The 17,012-nt window shown below is 68.4% G+C and carries 10 protein-coding genes; 1 reads left to right on the top strand and 9 read right to left on the bottom strand.

All coding sequences use genetic code 11. From position 1 onward, the window contains the following. Positions 1-152: 152 nt before the first annotated feature. On the top strand, positions 153-653 hold the full coding sequence (locus tag QTI66_RS08755; RefSeq protein ID WP_286558963.1) for a hypothetical protein: 501 nt from the start codon (positions 153-155) through the stop codon (positions 651-653). Here QTI66_RS08755 and QTI66_RS08750 read toward each other — a convergent pair. The 9 genes from QTI66_RS08750 to QTI66_RS08710 form a co-directional block, all read right to left on the bottom strand. Further along, the gene (locus tag QTI66_RS08750; protein ID WP_286558961.1) at positions 646-1,446 is read right to left on the bottom strand and encodes a glycosyltransferase family 2 protein; all 801 of its coding nucleotides are present in this window, start codon (positions 1,444-1,446) and stop codon (positions 646-648) included. The two genes, QTI66_RS08755 and QTI66_RS08750, sit on opposite strands and share 8 nt — an antisense overlap. Continuing rightward, the gene (locus QTI66_RS08745; protein ID WP_286558959.1) at positions 1,443-4,337 is read right to left on the bottom strand and encodes a glycosyltransferase family protein; all 2,895 of its coding nucleotides are present in this window, start codon (positions 4,335-4,337) and stop codon (positions 1,443-1,445) included. The genes QTI66_RS08750 and QTI66_RS08745 overlap by 4 nt, the downstream gene beginning before the upstream one ends. Before the next feature lie 81 nt (positions 4,338-4,418). Beyond that, positions 4,419-7,889: a DUF6519 domain-containing protein gene (locus tag QTI66_RS08740; RefSeq protein WP_286558957.1), complete on the bottom strand. Its 3,471-nt coding sequence runs from the start codon at positions 7,887-7,889 to the stop codon at positions 4,419-4,421. A 15-nt stretch (positions 7,890-7,904) separates the two neighbouring features. Further along, positions 7,905-10,208 (bottom strand): hypothetical protein, encoded by a 2,304-nt coding sequence (locus QTI66_RS08735; RefSeq protein WP_286558956.1) that lies wholly within the window; start codon positions 10,206-10,208, stop codon positions 7,905-7,907. Further along, positions 10,205-13,168 carry a baseplate J/gp47 family protein gene (locus tag QTI66_RS08730; RefSeq protein WP_286558954.1) on the bottom strand — a complete coding sequence of 988 codons (2,964 nt, stop codon included), beginning with the start codon at positions 13,166-13,168 and terminating at the stop codon, positions 10,205-10,207. Before QTI66_RS08730 ends, QTI66_RS08735 begins: the two co-directional genes overlap by 4 nt. Before the next feature lie 12 nt (positions 13,169-13,180). Then, the gene (locus QTI66_RS08725) at positions 13,181-15,676 is read right to left on the bottom strand and encodes a putative baseplate assembly protein (RefSeq protein ID WP_286558953.1); all 2,496 of its coding nucleotides are present in this window, start codon (positions 15,674-15,676) and stop codon (positions 13,181-13,183) included. 82 nt (positions 15,677-15,758) lie between these two features. Beyond that, positions 15,759-16,127: a GPW/gp25 family protein gene (locus QTI66_RS08720; protein ID WP_286558952.1), complete on the bottom strand. Its 369-nt coding sequence runs from the start codon at positions 16,125-16,127 to the stop codon at positions 15,759-15,761. A gap of 5 nt (positions 16,128-16,132) precedes the next feature. Continuing rightward, complete coding sequence (locus tag QTI66_RS08715) at positions 16,133-16,453, bottom strand: hypothetical protein (RefSeq protein ID WP_286558950.1); 321 nt, start codon at positions 16,451-16,453, stop codon at positions 16,133-16,135. A 13-nt stretch (positions 16,454-16,466) separates the two neighbouring features. Then, a complete protein-coding gene (locus QTI66_RS08710) occupies positions 16,467-16,976 on the bottom strand; it encodes a phage baseplate assembly protein V (RefSeq protein WP_286558948.1) in 510 nt (169 codons plus the stop codon). Positions 16,977-17,012: the final 36 nt, after the last annotated feature.

The raw sequence follows: 17,012 nt of genomic DNA, 5'->3' as shown, positions 1-17,012 counted from the left end.
ATTTCCTTGGTTGCGTGGCACCTCGCCACAAAGACAAGATGGGCCTCGCGCCATGCGCCGCTTGTCAGACAGCGCCCCGATTCGAGCGCGCAAATGCCGGACGCGCTGAAACATCGTGTACATCTGCGGCGTTGCCCCGGAGACATACAAAAATGAAACTCATCCTTCGCCTCTACTCCGTCGCCCACGCCTTCATGGCGCTCTTGTTCGCCGGCGCCGGCTTGCTGCTCATCGCCGTGTCGGCCCGCTCGGGCTGGAACGCCTTTGCCGGCGAATGGGACGCCGCCACGGCGGAGGCCATCATCGAGGCGGTCGGCGTGCTGGCCGCGGCTGTCGTCGCGATGCAGATCTCGCAAACCATCGCCGAGGAAGAAGTGATCCGCGACGCCCACATCAGCGCGCCCACGCGGGTGCGGCGCTTCCTGTCGCGCTTCATGGTGGTCATCGTGGTCGCCATCGCGGTGGAGGCGCTGGTCGCCACCTTCAAGGCGCGCGAGGTTCCGGAGTTGCTGCTGCACGCTTCGGCCGTCGTGTGCGCGGTAGGTGTGCTGCTGGCCGGCTGGGGCCTGTTCATCCGCATGAACCGCTATGCGGAAGAGCTGGAACCCGAGGCGATGGAAGAGGCCAAGCGGGAAGACAAGAAGCTCAAGTAGCCACGTCGAGCGCTTCGCGGATCGCGTTGATTCGGCCCGCCCAATCCTGGGCGTGCCGGGCATCCCCGGCGTTGGCGCCGCCCACACAACGCTCACGCTCGTACCAGTCGACGATCTCCTGACGGCCCTGCCCGCGGTACTTCTCTATCTCGAAGTCCAGCATGCCGAACGCCTCGGCGTAGGCCGGCCCTACGACATGAAAGACCTTCATGCCACGGTCGAGCAAGCCGAGCAATCCCCGTTGCGCCAGGCGCCCGCACGCCGCGCTGCCAAGGTTGAAATAAGGCGACGCCGGCAACGACAGCAGCATGGGCAACACCGAGCGGTGGTAGATCGAAAACCACCCGTCGATCGGGCCGATGTAAAGCCCCGCGTCCGCAACGAAAGCGGTGTAAGCCGACATGGGAGGACGGGCGCCCGTGGTGAATTCGTCCTGCCACACATCGGCCACCAGCTGGCGCACTTTGGGGTATCGCTTGAAGATGCGGTCTGCGCGCTGCGCCATGCCGCGCGAGATGCACACCACGTCATCGTCGATCTGCGCCACGAGCGGATACTTCGCGGCACGAAACAGTTGCCTGAAGGCCAGCATGCCGATGTTCTGCGGCGAGCGGCCCACGACGCGCACCGGCACGCCTGCCTTGCTTGCCGATGCGATGTCGGCATCCAGCGCATCGTCCTCGACGTTCAGCCACGCAAGAATCTCGTAAGGCACGCTCGTCTTGTTCGCCAGTTCATGCAGCAACAGCCGCGCGTACGTCGGCCGGTACATGGCGATGCAGTACGAGATCACGATGCCATCAACTGCGGGTACTTCGCGAGCCGGAAGATGAAGCTCTGCCGGTCCACGTGGCGCCAGCGCACGCCGCGGCGCATCAGGGCGTCGATCAAGTACCAGTCCCACGCCATCATGTCGAAGGGCAGGTCATCGCCCAGGTGCAGCTCGAACAACTCGCGTCGGAACATGGGCTGGCCCAGGTCGATGCGCGCCGGACGCGGCACGGGGTGGCTCAGCACAAGTCGCCCGTCATAGCGGCAGGAGCTGTAGGCAAAGCCCAGCGTCGGCTCGGCATCGAGTACGCGAATGAGGTTGTCCGCGTGGTCCGGCGTGTAGCCGTTGTCGTCGGACAGGAAGCACAGATACTCACCCCGCGCCCGCCGCAAGCCCACGGCAGCTGGCGCGATGCCCCAGTCGTTGTGCCGCTCACGCAGGTTGATGAGGCCGATGCGCGCGTCGTCCGCCGCCTCCACGATGTCGGCGACGCGCGCCATGACGTCTTCCGGCGGATGGTCGGCCACGATGATGTGTTCGTAGTTGCGAAAGCGCAGCCGCTTCACCGACGCGATGCAGCGCTCAAGACACTGCGTGCGGTCGTACACGGTGGTGATGATCGACAGGCGCGGCGGCGCCACCTCGATGGCGCGCAGCACATCCGCGGCGTCATCATCAGCCAACTTGAGCGGACGATGTTGCACCCCGACCTCCGGCACCGAGATGCTCAGCTGCCGCACCTGGACCGCCCCGCCCTGTGCGCCGATGAAGGCATGTCCGCGCACAAGCATCGCATCGCGCACCCGGTGCAGCAACTGGTCGTTGCGATAGAGAGAAAGAACGCCCTCGCGGCACACGATGCGCAGGCGAACCCATTCATGGCGCCGGGGCGCTTCGAACTTGCGGAACACGTGGCGGTGGCGCGCAAGATAGGCGCGCCGCTCGTCGATCCACAGGTGATACGAGTTGCTCGACTGGTCCAGCTGATCGGCCTGATGCACCTTGGCGAGCAGGCACGCGCCCGGCGACAGGCAGGCTTCGAAGCTCAGGTCGACGGCATCGAAGCGCGTCTTGCTGGCGAGGCCACGCTCCGCGGCGGCGCCACGCAGCGGGCCGGGTTCGATGAGGATGCCGTTCGTCGTGGCGTCGATGCGCGCGACTTCGCCGAGGTCGAGCCAGTCGTCGTCGAAGGCGCGCGTCGGTGCGGCGGTCTGCGTGATCTGGGGCGCAAGGGTAGGTTGGCTCGGCGGCTCGACGTCGAATGCAGGCCGCGCAACGGGCCGTTCAAGTGCAATTTCCATGACGCTCCTCAATCGCTCGGCATAGGTGGCATCGGCAAGCCGGGCGGCGCAGGCGTGTTGCACCCGTTGCATCTCATCCGGGTTGGAAAGGAATCGCTGGAGCAAGGCGGCGGCCTGCTCCTCGTCGGTGAAAGTGGGCAACTCCGGCACCGCTTCGGTCAGCGCACTGCGCGGCTCGCTGAGCACCAGCGCGCCGCAGGCCAGCGCCTCGGCAATGCGCGGGTTCATCGTCGTGGCGCCCAGCGCCTCGCGGTTGTAGTGATGCCGGTCGCGAAAGACGTTGATGACGATTTGGGTGTCGCGATAGAGCGCGGCCGTTTCTTCCGCTGGGATGTTGGCGCTGAGGCAGATGGCGCCGAGACGTGCCTCGCGCCACGGCCCGCCGACGACGTAGTCGAGCAGGCCGCGTCGCGCGAGGCCGGCAAGAAGGCGCTCTCGCGACGGATTCGCGCCGCCGACGAAGCCCACGCGATAGCGGCGCGCGGCGCTGCCCTTGTCGGGCGGATGGTGCAACGCCGGTGCATAGGCCACCGGCAAGGCATGCGCATGCCGATGGCGCGCAAGAGTCGATGGATCGTTCACGAACACGCAATCGAAGTGCCCGGACCACGCGGCCGTATCGTCCACTTCATAGGGCTCGTCGAGCAGCCACACGGCCGATCGCCACTGCTTGAAGCGATCACCCCAGCGCTGCACAAAGCGCCGGCCATGCACGACGAAAAGAAGATCGGGCCTGAACCGCTCCACTTTCTGCGGCAACTGCGGATCGCTCCAGTCGGCATGCTCGTGCGTTACGCCGAGCGTGTTGGCTGCTTCGCGCAAGCCGGTCTCGAACACCGTGCCGCACGAGAGGAACTTGTAGTGCACAAAGAAGACCCGGCATTCACTCCCTCTCCCTCCGGGAGAGGGTTGGGGTGAGGGCACCGGGCGGTTGATATGGCGAGGCGATGGACAGGCGCGGTGCCCCTCACCCCAGCCCTCTCCCCGGAGGGGCGAGGGAGCAAGACCGGGCGAGGGAGGAAGGCGTCCAGCCCACGTATCAAGATCCACCCGCGGCAGCGAAGTCAACCGGCTCGTCGGGCTCAGATTGACCACCTCCACACCCTCCTTCGCACAAGCCTGCACCAACGCAGCAAACTCGCGCTCAATCTGCGGCAACTGCTTCGCCAGCGGATGCCGCGCATCATCGAAGTCCACCCCGATCACGCCGATGCGCCGCGCCCCCATGTGCCGTGCAAGGTTCACCGCGACATAAGGCGAGTTGTTGCTGTAGTCCAGGCACTCCGGGTCCCCGCCGCCAGTGCCACCACGCCGCCCCAACCGGAAGCGCACCGTACGCGGATGCGCCAATGCCAGCTGCGAAAACACCGCCGACGCCAACGAGCCTTCCACATGCGCGTAACGCTCGGCCGTGAACTGCCGCTTCTCGTTCAGCACCACCAGATAGTCCGGCGTGAAGCACCGCCCCACGTCGTTGACCCCGATGGTCACGAAGCGTTCAGGCCGCCGCAGCAAGGCCAGCGAAGCACCACACCCGCACACGACGATGCTTTCGCCGACGTGCCGATCGCGGTACGCCACGAAGGCAGCGAAAGCGTTGGGCTGCGCCATCACCGCGCTCATTGCGTCACCTTCACACTGCGCGCCGCGCTGTGCGCAACAAGAACGGCCCACCAGCGCATCGGACACTCCTCAGGGCTGGATCACCGCCACGTTGGCCGCCTTGTCGAAGGCCCGCGCGCCGAAGATCAGTGGCAGGTCCCTGCGCGCTTGCAGCATCGTGATATTGCCGCTGGCAATCGCGCGCTCCGCCCCGATCAATCCGTAGGGAACACCCTGCGCCGTCGGCGACGCGGTCCACGTGCAGTTGGACACCACCGCCATGCGGCTCGCAATGAACAGGTTGAGTGACTGCTCGATCGTGTTGCCGGTGATCGTCGCCGTTTCAAACAAGCCCGTCGCTGCGCGCTGCTCGATCAGCCCCGAAATCACGCCAGCGCCTATCGCCAGCAGCGACACCGTGTTGTCGCAGAACTTGAGCTCCTGCGCGCCCGGCTCCAGCCGCGGCGGCGCCGCGCCCGTGGGGTCGTTCAGGATGGAATTGAGCCGCAGCAGAAGTTCGTTGTTCGGCAGGTTGCCGGGGTCGCCATAGAAGCTCAGCACGCCGACGATGCGGTTGTTCAGCATCTGGCAGGTGCCGGTGATGCCCTCCAGCACCACGGCCACTGCGGGGAACACCGTGCGCACGTCGCAATCGACCATGCTCACGCGCTGCGCCGCGGAGATCTGCACCACGGGTTGGGCCTGCGGCGATCTCGGCCGCGCAACCGAGAGCGATTCAAGCCGGATCTCGGCGTTCTCCTTGAAGACGACGGCCGCTTCGGCCGTCGCCGCCATCACCAGGTCGCGGATCTGCACCGACGCAAATCCGCTGAAGGAGATGGGTGCTGCCAGGCGAATCAGCGATGCATGTCCACAGCCGTGCAGGCTCAGGCGACCAGCCCGGTTGGCCGCCTCCGCGTCCAGGCGCTCGATGGCGTGCGTGCCCGGCATGAAGCAGATGCAGGCGGCGCCGTCACCCTCGGCGAGGATGCGCCTGAGCACCTCGCTGTCCAGCCGTTCGAAGTCGCCGCCGCGGCCGATGGTGATGTCGCATCCCGCGCGACCACCGCCTTGCACGGCCGGTGATCCGGTTGCGCAGAAGACAACCTGCTGTCCCGGAAAGGGCTCGCCGTCCGCATTGAGCAGCGTGGCACGCACGCGCTGATAGCGGCTCGGTGCGGTGGAGCCCGGCCCGAGCGTCCAGCGGCATGAGGCCTGGCCTTCGTCATCGGTCGTGGTTTCGAACGCAACGGGTGAGCCGCCCGTGCCGGCACCGACGCGCCCGCCGCCCGTGTCGACATCGAAGCGGATGCGCATGCCCTTCACCGGCACGCTGCCGCGCGCCACGCGCACCGCCAAGGGTTGCGGCAGGAGCGTGTTCGGCAACACGTCCTGCCCGTCTCCGGACACGTACAACAGTTGCTCCATCGCGGTGAGCGGTGGAAAGAGTTCGCGGCAATCGCTGGTGACGGTCAAGGTGCCGTCGGCATCGACTTCGACGATGCCGAGACGGCAGTAAGCGTCGGCAATGCCGGCCGGTGTCTGCGCGACGGGGTCGCCGTCGTCCGTCCGCGGCCATTCGACGTCGGCGGTGATGGTGCGCGCGGGGATCTGCCAGTAGTCGCCGGGCCGGTACACGCCGCCCGCCTCGAAGCGCACCTGCACGCCCTCTTCCAGGTCGATCCACGTGCCTTCTACGATGGGCAGCGCGTTGTCGCCGGCGGTCGTGGGGTGATGGTCCCAACGGCGCAGCACGGGGTGCTTGGCAAGGTCCTGGCCGAGCGGGCCGCCGGGCACGCCGGCGAGCACCAGTTCCAGTTCGTCATCGCCGTCATTGAGGTACTCGAAGAGCACGCCGGCGCGGTTGCCGAGTTCGGCATCGTCGTCGACCAGCTCCAGCCGGTCGTGCACCGACACGTCGAGGTTGGCGTCACGCCCGCGTGCGGCCACGCGCACGACGGTCTGTTGCTGCGCGGTGTCCACGCTGACAGCGGTGACGGCGTAGGCAACCGATCCGTTCTCGCGCGACCACTTGAAGGTGGGGCTCGCGCCACCCGTGTGCACTTCGACGCGATAGAGCTGGTTCTTCAGGCGCCGAAAGCCCGCGGTGGCGGCGATGTCGCACAGGTTGGTCGAGGCCAGTTGCGGTTCGGCACGCGCCGCCATGCGCGGCTTCGCGGCGTTGATGAGATCTTCCCAGTCCGGCACGCTCGAATCGCAATTCCAGTCCGAGGGGCTGGACGACGGCAAGGCCAGCGTGCGCACCTGCGCGATGGTCTTGCCGCGCGTGGCCGTGTCGGGCCCGCCCAGCGCCACCTCGCGGATCTCAGGCGCTTCCAGGCTGGAGATATGGCGCTGCCAGGCGTCGATGTAGACGATGTACTCGCCCGGCGCAAGCCGCTGCGGCGCGCCGCCGTCGGATTGGTGCGCGAAAGAGGCGCGCTCATCCAGCTCACACATCGTGCCGTCGACGTAGTAGCGCCCCGGGCCGATCGAGAGATTGACGGCCGGCAAGGCCACATCCACCACGTCGGGCGATCCACCGCCCAGGCGCAGCGCGGTCGATGCATCGCCCACCGCCCAGGGCGCACTGCCCGTGAAGATCGACAGGCCGCGCAGGGTGGCCCCGGTGCCGGCGTCTTCCAGCGTCCATGTGGCGCCGCCGTCCACGCTGTGCAGCACGGTGCCGCTCTCGCCCACCGCCCAGCCTTCTTCGGCGTCGCGGAAGGCGATGGCATGGAGCGTGTTGGTCACCGGCGTGCTGCCGGCGAGCCATGTCGCGCCACCGTCTTCGCTGCGCAGGATGGTGCCGTTGCTGCCTGCCGCCCATGCCAGCGTGGTGCCGGCCATGGTCAGTGCGCGAAGGTGCGCGTCGGTGCCGCTGTCAACCGTGGTCCACGTCTCGCCGCCGTCCACGGTGGACTCGATGGCGCCCGCCTGCCCGACGGCCAAGCCGTTGAACTCGTCGGTGAAGGCCACGGCGTACAGGCGCGCTGCCTCGGTCTTGGCCAGCGACCAGTTGGCGCCGCCGTCGCTCGTGGCCACGACCACACCGCCATCGCCCACCGCCCACGCATGGGTGGCGTCGAACACCGAGACGCCGCGCAGCGTGGCCAGCGTGCCGGCATCCTGTGCGATCCAGCTCGCGCCCTGGTTGCTGGTCTTGCGCACGGTGCCGCCGTCGCCCACGGCCCAGCCCACGTTGCCGGCGTGGCCGGCCGCGCGCATCTGCGCGGTGGTGTCCAGATCGGTCAGCGCCCAGGTGGCGCCGTTGTTGGTGGTGCGCAGCAGCACGCCGTCTTCGGCGGTGATCCAGGCCACGTTGGCGTTGAGCGCCAGAACCGACAGCGCGTTGGTTTCCGCGGTGAGCGCAAAGCCGGCGTTGTCCATCGGCGCGCCGCACCGGCCGACCACGTCGCGCGCCAGGCGTTCGTCGCGATGGCGGGTGATGTCTGCCTGCTCGTTGAAATCGGCGTCGGTGATGACGCGGCCTTGCTGCATGCGCACCGCGCTGTAGTGCGCGCTGCGCTTGTAGGTGTTGCTGGAGAGGTCGCCTTTCATGGCCGGTCCTTTGCCTCAGGTAGAAAAGAAAAGGCCTGCTTCCAGACCGAAACGCAAGTACTCGTCGAGCGCACCACGCAGGTTGGCTTCGCGCTGCGGCTGCTTGAGGAATTCGAAGGCGCCCATCTCGGCGCCGCTTTCCGCGCCCGTGCGGATCTGCGTGGCGCAACGCAGTTCCAGCTGGCCGAAGCCGGGGTCGCCGTACTGTCGCGACACGAAGAGCGGGCGGATGAGCGCAGCCACTTCGGCGGTGATGGCGTCTTCTTCCGCCTTGGTTGCCACGCGGCCTTCCTGCGCCGCGCTGGCGTGCAATGCGTCGAGCCGCGTCGTCGTTTCCAGTTGCGGCTGGCAGCGGTAGCGGCGCGGCACGGTGGACGATGGCGGCACATAGCAAAAGCGCACGCAGCCCGTCTGCCGGCGCAGGGCCTGCACCGGCTCGCTGAAGATGCAGTCCGACGCCGAGAGGCTGAGCGCCACCACCGCGCCGAAGAAGCTGCTGCGCTCCAGTCCCAGTTCGGTCGCGGGCGCGTCCAGGCTCAGGTCCGGCGAGCCGTTGTCGGTGCCCACGATGCTGTCGGCCACCGCGATACCGCGGATCGGGCCCGGCACCTGGATGGCGGCGCAGATGGACTTGTCCACCGTGAGCGTCAGCCGCTCGTTGCCGCCGGGCTGCACCACGAGCGCCCCGCTGCCGGGAATCAGGCTGCAATGCGCCAGTGCCAGCGTGGCCAACTGGCCCGGCGCGACGATGAGTTGCCCTTCGATCAACAGGCCGTTGATGAAACACGCACCGGCATTGGCGCTGGCGTCGGGCGCGGTGCCGCGCACCGTGACGTCGCCGATGACGTGCGCGCGGATCTGCTGCGCATCGAAGCGCCCCGGCACCCGTTCGACGCTGCCGGGCGGCGCGCCTGCAATCGGCTGCAAGGGCCATTCGCCGGCGACGATCAACAGTTGCGAGCGTTCGGCAATCCCGATCTCGAGCGGCGCTGAGGGGCTGCCCGGCATGTCGGTGTCCGTCAGGCTGTCCATCATCACGATGACGCCGGTGCGTCCGGGCGGTTGAAGGTTCCACGCCTCGACCGCCTCGCGCAGCGATGGGAAGAGCGTGCCGCTGCCATCATCAGGCAACAGGTGCGACACGCCGGCCTGCCACACGCCCGGGTCGAAGAAGCCGCCCACGTCGCCAGCCGCGGAGATCTCGATGGCCACCGACTGGTTGGCCTCGCGCACCGAGGCGCTGCGGTCATAGGGGCCGCCGCCCATGTCGCCGGAGAAACCGTAGCTGCTTTGCACCCACACTTCGCGCACATCCAGCCCGACGGGGAACGCGAGCCTGCCGCGCTCCGGATCGAGCGCCAGCGCGCGCGGCACGGGCGATGCAAGCTGCACATCGTAGGGGATGTTGCAGATGTACATGTCCCGTCGCTGCACTTCCTGCGGCGTGCTTTCACCATCGAGCCGTGCCCATACGCGCAGCACCGGATCGGTGTCGGTCATGAAGCGCGGCGGCGGCGTGTTGACACCCTGGCGCATGCGCTCGAACTCGGCGTGGAGGGCCAGGCGCCGCAGCGCGCCGGGCACGTTGTCTTCTTCCGCCAGATGCGTGATGGTGGTCTCGGTGCGCGGCTGGTTGAAGAGCGGCGAATCGCAACCCGTGGGGTGGATGCTCCACCAGCCGCCCATGTCGCGCGCGCTCGCAAAGTCGGGCGACTCGTCGCCGGGCGCGCCGGCGCCGACGGCGTAGCTGCGCAGGCGCCAGAGGAAGAGGCCGACGTTGGGGATGTTGTAGCGGCCACCCCGCGTGGCGGCGCGGCGCACGTCGGCGGTGTGGCCGAAGCCGTCGAAGGCGGTGTCGACCAGCTCCGCAGTGGCAGCGTTGCGGATGCCCGGCGTGGCGGGCGGCGCGCTTCGCACGTGGTTCATGTGCTGCGTGGTGGCCAGGCGCGTGAAGAACTCCACCGCGCGGGCGGGCCAGCCCGTGGTGTCGCGGGCCAACTGCTCCAGCACCACGGCCGTGCCCTTGCGGCGACGGTACGCGATGGTGTTGGCGACATAGGCGCGCGCACTCACGCCCGCCGACTCCACCGCGCGAATGGGCCGCACGCCGAGCAGGTCGCCGATGTAGGGCACCACCCATTCGTCGCAGGTCTCGATGAACCAGTTGTCGTAGAGGTTGGCGGTGTCGGCCTCGATGCGCTCCAGTTCGCCTTCGATGATGGCGAGCAAGGCGCGCAGCGGTTCGCCTTGCTGCGCGTCGCGCACGCGCTGAACAGCCGGCAAGAGCTTGTAGAGCCGCTCGGGCATCGCAATGCTCATGACGCCATCTCCACCAGCGCGACAGCCGCCGGATTGATCAACAACAACTCGGCCGGGGTGGCCGTGCGCGTGGCCGCGTCCCAACGTGCGCCGAAAGCCGGCACGGCCGTGGGCGCGGTGTTCGCGGGCGGCGGTTCGTCGGTGTAGGGCAGCAGCGAATCGAGATCGACCGCCACCACGCCGGGCACGGTGTGCATCAGCGCCACCACTTCGGCGGCCGTCACCGACTGCCCCAGGCTGCGCGCCTCGAAGCCGAAGCCCGCCAGAAGCGTGGCCTGCACCGCATCGAGCACGTCGGCGGCGATGTAGCGGCCATCGACCAGCACCTTGGCGCCGAGGCTGAAGTAACGCTGCGCATAAGCGCCGGACAGGAAGCGCTGCGACGGATCGCTGGCTCCGCGGATGGCGCCCGCCAGGTTCGTCAGCACATCGCCACCCGGCGCGCCGCCCGTGGCGCCCGCCACCGTGAGGTAGACCAGCGAGGCACCATCGACCCACAGCACGTCGCCACGCGCCTTGCCGATGCCGGGAAAGGCGCGTGCGAAGTCCTCGTAGTCGAGCAGGGAAACCACGCGCTCGAAGGTCAGTAGCGTGAGCGGTGCGTTGCGCCGCGCGTCGGCGAGCTTCTCGGGGCCTTCGGCGCCGGTGGATGGCACGGCATTGGTCACTCCGCGCAGGCCGAGCGGCATCGCGCGCAGCATGGTGATCGCGCCGGCATTCACTTCGCCATCCGGGCCGATGCCGCTGCGGTACTTCGCTGCGACGTTGACCTGCCCCGTGGGAAGGCGCGCACCCTGCACGCCATCGCCAAAGGTGAGTTCCATCTTCGCATCGTCATCGACGCGCGTGGCGTACACCGGCGCATCAGGAGCGACGCCGTAGAGCGAAGGCACTTCGTCCCAACGCACGCCGTTGACGCGCACTTCCAGCGTGCTCTGCACACCGCTGGGCGTTGGCGCGGAGAGGAAGGTCGTCGGCGGCTTCTTCAGGGTGAAGCGCTGGTTGGGCCGCGACGCGTCGCCGTTGCCCAGCACCTCACGCACGCTCTCGCCGTGCGTGGCGTGCACGACGTTGGCGCTGATGCGCAGCGTGGCCCGCTGGTAGGAATAAACGAGGCCGGTGCGCAAGACCAGCGTGCTGCGGCCGTTCGCATGCACCACGTCCGCCAGCACGGCGATCTCGGCCGCATCGACACCCGGCAGGTCGAAGCGCTGGCCGGTCAACGCAATGGGCTGGCCGATGGGCAGGCCCAGCACCATGCGGTCGAGTTCGATGGCCGTGTCGCCCGGGCCGACCGGCGCGTCGATGGGCAGGTCCGCAAAATTCAGCTTGCGGCTGGCCACATAGGCTGTGCTGCTTCGAAACGGGAACTTGGTCGTCGGCTTGGGCGACAACACCTGCCCTGCATCGGTGGCGAGCGTGAGTGCCATCGCGCGGCCCGACAAGCCGTAGTCCGCACGCGAGGATTCGCGCGCATCGAACACGCTGTAGGCCTCGGCCGCCACCTCGGGCGCATCGATGATGACCCAGCCGCCGCGGCGTACCTCGGGCACGGCGCGTTCCAGGAAGACACTGGGCGAGGTGGCACTGCCTTGCGAGTCCGTCCAGATGGTGCGCGGCTCGGTGAGCGTGGTGCTGCCGCTGCTCTTGTCGCCCACGTCCCAGCCTTGCGCATACGCGGTGCCGTTGGTGTTGGTGCTGTTGGGCAGGATGGCCCACTTGGGCGCGTTGCTGCCGAAGAAGCCCATCTTCGTGCGGAAGGCGAAGGCTCCTGCCTCCGGTGCCACCGGTGGGCCGCTCGGTTGCTGCGAGATCGCCTTGACGAGGTTGGCGCCGCTCCAGCCCTGGATGCCGATCATGGCTTGCAGGTCGCGCTCGCGCCAAGCCTGCGCGGTCACCGTGGTCGACAGGGCGCTGCTCACGAAAGGCACGGCCGTGATCTGCGGTCGCGCAAAGCTCAGCACCGGCGTCATCGCATAGGGCACGTACCAGATCGGCGTGGGCGGCGGCAGCGGCGCGACGGGGTCGGGCAGATGCTCGAGGTCGACGCGGATGCGCTTGCGGTCCGTTTCGGCCACCACCTCCACCGCGCGCTGCACCAGCTTGACAAGATCGCTGCCCCGCTTGGCAGTGAACAGCAGCAGGTCGCCGCCCGCGATGCCGCTGGCCGCCTCCGTGAAAAAGACGCGGCTGACTTCGATGGCGTCCACGTTCGCATCGACCGGCAAGCCGGGATCGAGGCGGAACAGGCTCGCGCTCAGCAGCTCCGTGTGCAGGTCCAGCGTGCCCGCGGGAAAACTGCCGACGGGGCCCAGCAGCACCAGCGCCTTGCGCGTGCCGGCGCCGCCGGTGGCGCTCGCCGACGGCACGTCGATGATCGCGAGGTCGGCCGGCCGCACCTGCCGCGCCAGCAAGGCATTCCACTCGGCGCGCGCCACGAGGTCGTTGCTGGTTTCGAAGACCTGCGGCAGCTTGTCTTGCGGCGGCACGCTCTGCACCGGCGTGCCGGCGATGAGCGTGCATACGCCCGGTGCGCCGGGCGCATCCTCCACGATGAAGGACAGGTGCACGCTGGCCGCCACGCCGGGCTTGAGTTCATAGCCGATCGCGCGTGCCAGTTCCAGCACCGAGCGGCGCTCGGTCGCGGTGCGCAGGAAGCCCTCGTTGGCGATGCGCTCCTGATAGAAGGTCAGCACGTCGGCCACGCAGGCGCATGCATCGAGCAGCGCCACCGTGGGATCGTCGCTGCTGCGGGTCAACAGTTGCGCCAGTGGGCGTCCCGATGCAGGGTCGTTGGCGTCCGAACGGGCCAGCGGCAGGCTTTGCACCATCCGCGCATAGAAGCCCTGATGCGTGTCGACGCGATAGCTCAGCGCGGGCAACCCGGGGTCGTTGCGAACCGCATCGGGCTCGCCGAGGTCTTCGCAGCAGTGGCAGGCGTCGAGCGGTGTGGCGTCCATGCTCATGCTCCCTCAGGTTCCCGTGTGCACGTCGAACTTGATGCGGCCGTTCTCGGGCGCATTGGGGTCGTTGTCCAGCCGCGCGATTTCCAGCCGCGCCATCGGGACGCGGCCCGCGTCGATCTCGCCAGCGGCATTGCGGCCGAGCCGCTGGAACTTCGCCGGCGTCACATAGGCCACGCCGGGCACGGCCATGGCGGTGGCGATCACCGCGCTCAGGTACACGCCCTGGCCGAAGCTGAAGTTGTCCGGATGGAAGAATCCGGTGCCGCCCGTCGGCAGGCGCCCCGCCCCGAAAGCCGTGATGAGCCGGCGCTCCACATCGGCGACGAAGTAGCCGGCCTTCGTGCACACATGCAGTTCGATGTCGAGCGAGACGAAGCTGGGCGCATCGATCTCGATGTCGTGGCCCGCCAGCCGATAGCGCTCGATGAAGCGCACCAGATCGGCCTCCAGTTCGGCATCGACCGCGTCGCCGCCGCGCGGATCGACGGTGATGAACATGGTGTACCAGCTGCCCGTCCAGCGGCGCGTGGCGACGGCGCGCTGCACGCGCGCTTCGCGCTGCGTGACTTCGGCGTAATCGGCCGCCGTCACGGCGCGCTCCTGGCGGCGGAAGGCCTGCGGCGCATAGAGCTTGGCAAGCGACATCGGCTGCGGATCGATGCCGCCCTGCGCGGGCAGCGGATTGCGCACGCGGGTGATGCCAAGGCCCACCACATGGCCAATGGCTTCAGCGCCCACGTTGCCCGCCAGTCCGTTGCCCGTGCGCAGGAGCGCGAACAAGCCCTCGCCGGCGAGCGGGGCGCGGCCGTTCACGCCATCGCCGAAGCGCAAGACCGCGTGGCCGTCGTTTTCGGTCTCGACGACGAACTCGCTGGCTTCCGGTCCGCTGCCGAGCAGGTCGCGTTGCGAGCGCCACAGGCGCCGGTCGCCTTCGCTGCGCACGTCGATGGCGGGTCGCACGTCGGCGATGTCGCCTTGCATCGCGGCGCTTGCGCTCGCGCTGGCATCGACCAGCAGGGTTTCATCGGAATCCGCCAGGCGAACGCGTCCCTGCTGCGTGAGGGGCGCGATGGCGGTGCGGTCGAGCGGATAGCGGGCGATGCGGGCAGTGGGAGCGGCCGGCAGCGGTGTGAGCGCATCGACGCGGTTCGAGGTGCGGCCATGGTCGGCCAGCGCCACGTTGCCGCACGCGCCCGCCATTTCATCGACCAGCGCGCCACCGATGCGCTTGGACAGGCACAGTGCAAATGGCAGCGCATCATCCGCGCCCCACGCGATCTCGACAAAGGCCTGGTCCGTGACCGGATCGCGCCGCAGCGAAGGCACGCCACGCACGCCGCCTGACAGCGGCGCCTCCGGATCGACGCGCGTGAGCCGCACCGCATGCCGCTGCTGGCGGTCCGCGTCCACGGCCTCGCCGGTGGCGGTGCTCTTGAGCGATTCGAGGATCAGCACGTCGCCGACGCGAAGCCTCAGGCGGTTGGCTTCATCGTCCTTCAGGAAGGCCTGCGTCGCGCCTTGCGGCAGGCAGCATTCGTCGTCGCTCCACGTGTGGAAGCGCATCGCGTTGTGCGCCGTGTAGAGCGTCAGGTTTTCCAGCAGTTCAAACGGTTGTGCGCCCGCATCGATGGCCGATTGCACAGCGTCCGCGCCGATGCTGACGGGCAGGCCCGGCACGCGCGTGAGCAGCAGCGTGCCGCCGATGCCGGTCGATGGATCGCAGCCCGCCAGGCTCGTGCTGTCGGCGCTGGCGTCGGCTTCGAAGCACACCCACGCGCGTGCGTTGCGGCCGTCGTGGAAGGCGTAGTCCAGCAGGCGCGTGTGGCGCCGCACGGAGACGCGTTGACGGGCCGTGCCGAGATAGGCCTCTGTCGCCACCGCATCCTGGAAGTACGACAGTTCGTCGCCGCGGAAGGCTACCGCTTCGGCCAGCGTCACCCACAGGTCGGCCGGATTGCGCTCGCGCCAGCCGGGCATGAGGGACGAAAGACGATCCAGCACAAGGCGTCGGAAGCTCTGGTAGTCGCGTGCCAGATAGTCGATGGCGGGCGGGCGCGTGGGCTCGGGCGGGCAGCTTGTGTCGATGCGGCAATCGAAGTCGCTCGGGCAATCGACCTTGAAGCTGAACTCGATCTGCGCAAGTGCGGGGTCGATGTCCTGCGGAGGTGCGGCCTCGCCAGCGCTCGCGACAAGGCGCAAGGTGTAGCGCGAGAAGTCGCCCGCCGTGGCCACGTCGACCACGAGCACGTCGTCGTGCCAGCTGATGGCCGTGACCTGCGGATCGCGCACGCGAAAGCCACCGCGGATTTCGACGTTGGAGACTTTGAGCGGCGTGGTGGGCACCACGTCGAGGGGAAAGACGAAGTGGACTTCGAGGCGGCGATGGCCGGGCGCGACTTCGAGGTAGTGGATGCCGTTGAGCAGGCGTGCCGGGCTCGCTTGCGCTGCGTCGCGCAAGGCGTCTACCCGTCCCGGCGCGTGACAGAGGTACTGCCCACTCATTGCGGCCCCCTCGCTCGGCGCTTCGTGTCCTCGCTGTCCCCCGAGGGCGAGCGAACTTGCTTGGGGCGGCCCGTCGCTGCGTTCATGACGGCACCTCCTGCGTAAAACTCGCGGTGCGACTGGCCTGCGTGCGCAAGACGGTGTAGCTCACCTGCACTCGCAGCGTCGAATCTTCATGCGATGCAGTGACCTGATCGATCCGCAGCAGGCTCCCCAGCCATTGCTGCAACGCGCCCTGCACCAGCACCTGCAAGGTGGCGGCCAGTTCGTCGCTGTTGGGCGCGAACACCAGTTGCAGCAGGCCGCAGCCGAAATCCGGCCGGTTGACGCGCTCGCCCGGAACGGTGAAGAGCACCTGCTCGATCAGGTGGCGCACATGCGCGTCGTCGGTCTCGGCCTCCGCGGTGCGGCCACGGCCATCGACGCTGTAGGGAAAGGCGACGTGGGCCATGTGCATCAACTCCCGATCACCCGCATCTGGCTCACCACGGGCAACAAGGGCGTGCCGGTGGGCGTGCAGATGGCCTGGCTGTCCATCAATACGGCCGGCACGCCGCCGACGAAGACGCGCGTGGCCGCCACGACCCACTGCGCCGTGACGCAGGGCCCGTTGCCCGAAGGCGGCACGAAGGCGCAGCCGGCCACCAGATAAGGCGCGGCCATCGTGGCCACGGGCTGGCCCGACACCAGCACGCGCGCATTCGGCGCACTCGGCGTGGCCTGGCCGCCGTGGCTGCACAGCACCGTGGCGCCGAGGTGAAGCAAAGGTCCGGGCATCTTTTTCTCCCTGCTACACGACGGTCAACGCGCCGGCGTTGACGGTGACGGTGGGGCCGGTCATGACGATCGAGGCGCCCTTGCCGTTCTGGATGTAGATGCCCGTGTCGTTGACGATGAGCGTCGCGCCGGTCGCGCTCTTGAGCATGATCCCGCCGGTGGGGCCCGGCAGGTCGCTGATGGTCAGGCCGTTCTGCAGCGGCGTCTGGAAGGTGATGGCCTGCACGCCCGGCGGCGTGGCCTTGGCGAGCACCGGCACTTCCGCCGCGCTGCCCCAGAAGCAGCCGACCCAGATGGGGTAGTCCGGATCGCCCTGCTCGTATTCGATCCACACGCCCGAGCCGATCATGGGCAAGGCGACCATGCCGTTCTGGATGCCGGCCACCGGCACGCAAGGCATGGCCCAAGTGCCGGGGATGACGCCGCCGACGTCGGGCACCTGCACCATCAGCCGGTTCAACTGCATCGGGTCGATGTTGTTGAGCACGAGGCCGCGGTACTTCCCAAAGAATTTCTCACTCATGACATGGCCCCCACGCTCGGCACTGGCGTGTCCTCG

The sequence above is a fragment of the Variovorax brevis genome, assembly GCF_030317105.1.
GTDB classification, from domain to species: Bacteria; Pseudomonadota; Gammaproteobacteria; order Burkholderiales; family Burkholderiaceae_C; genus Variovorax; species Variovorax brevis.
This window is presented reverse-complemented; position numbering and strand designations above follow the sequence as displayed.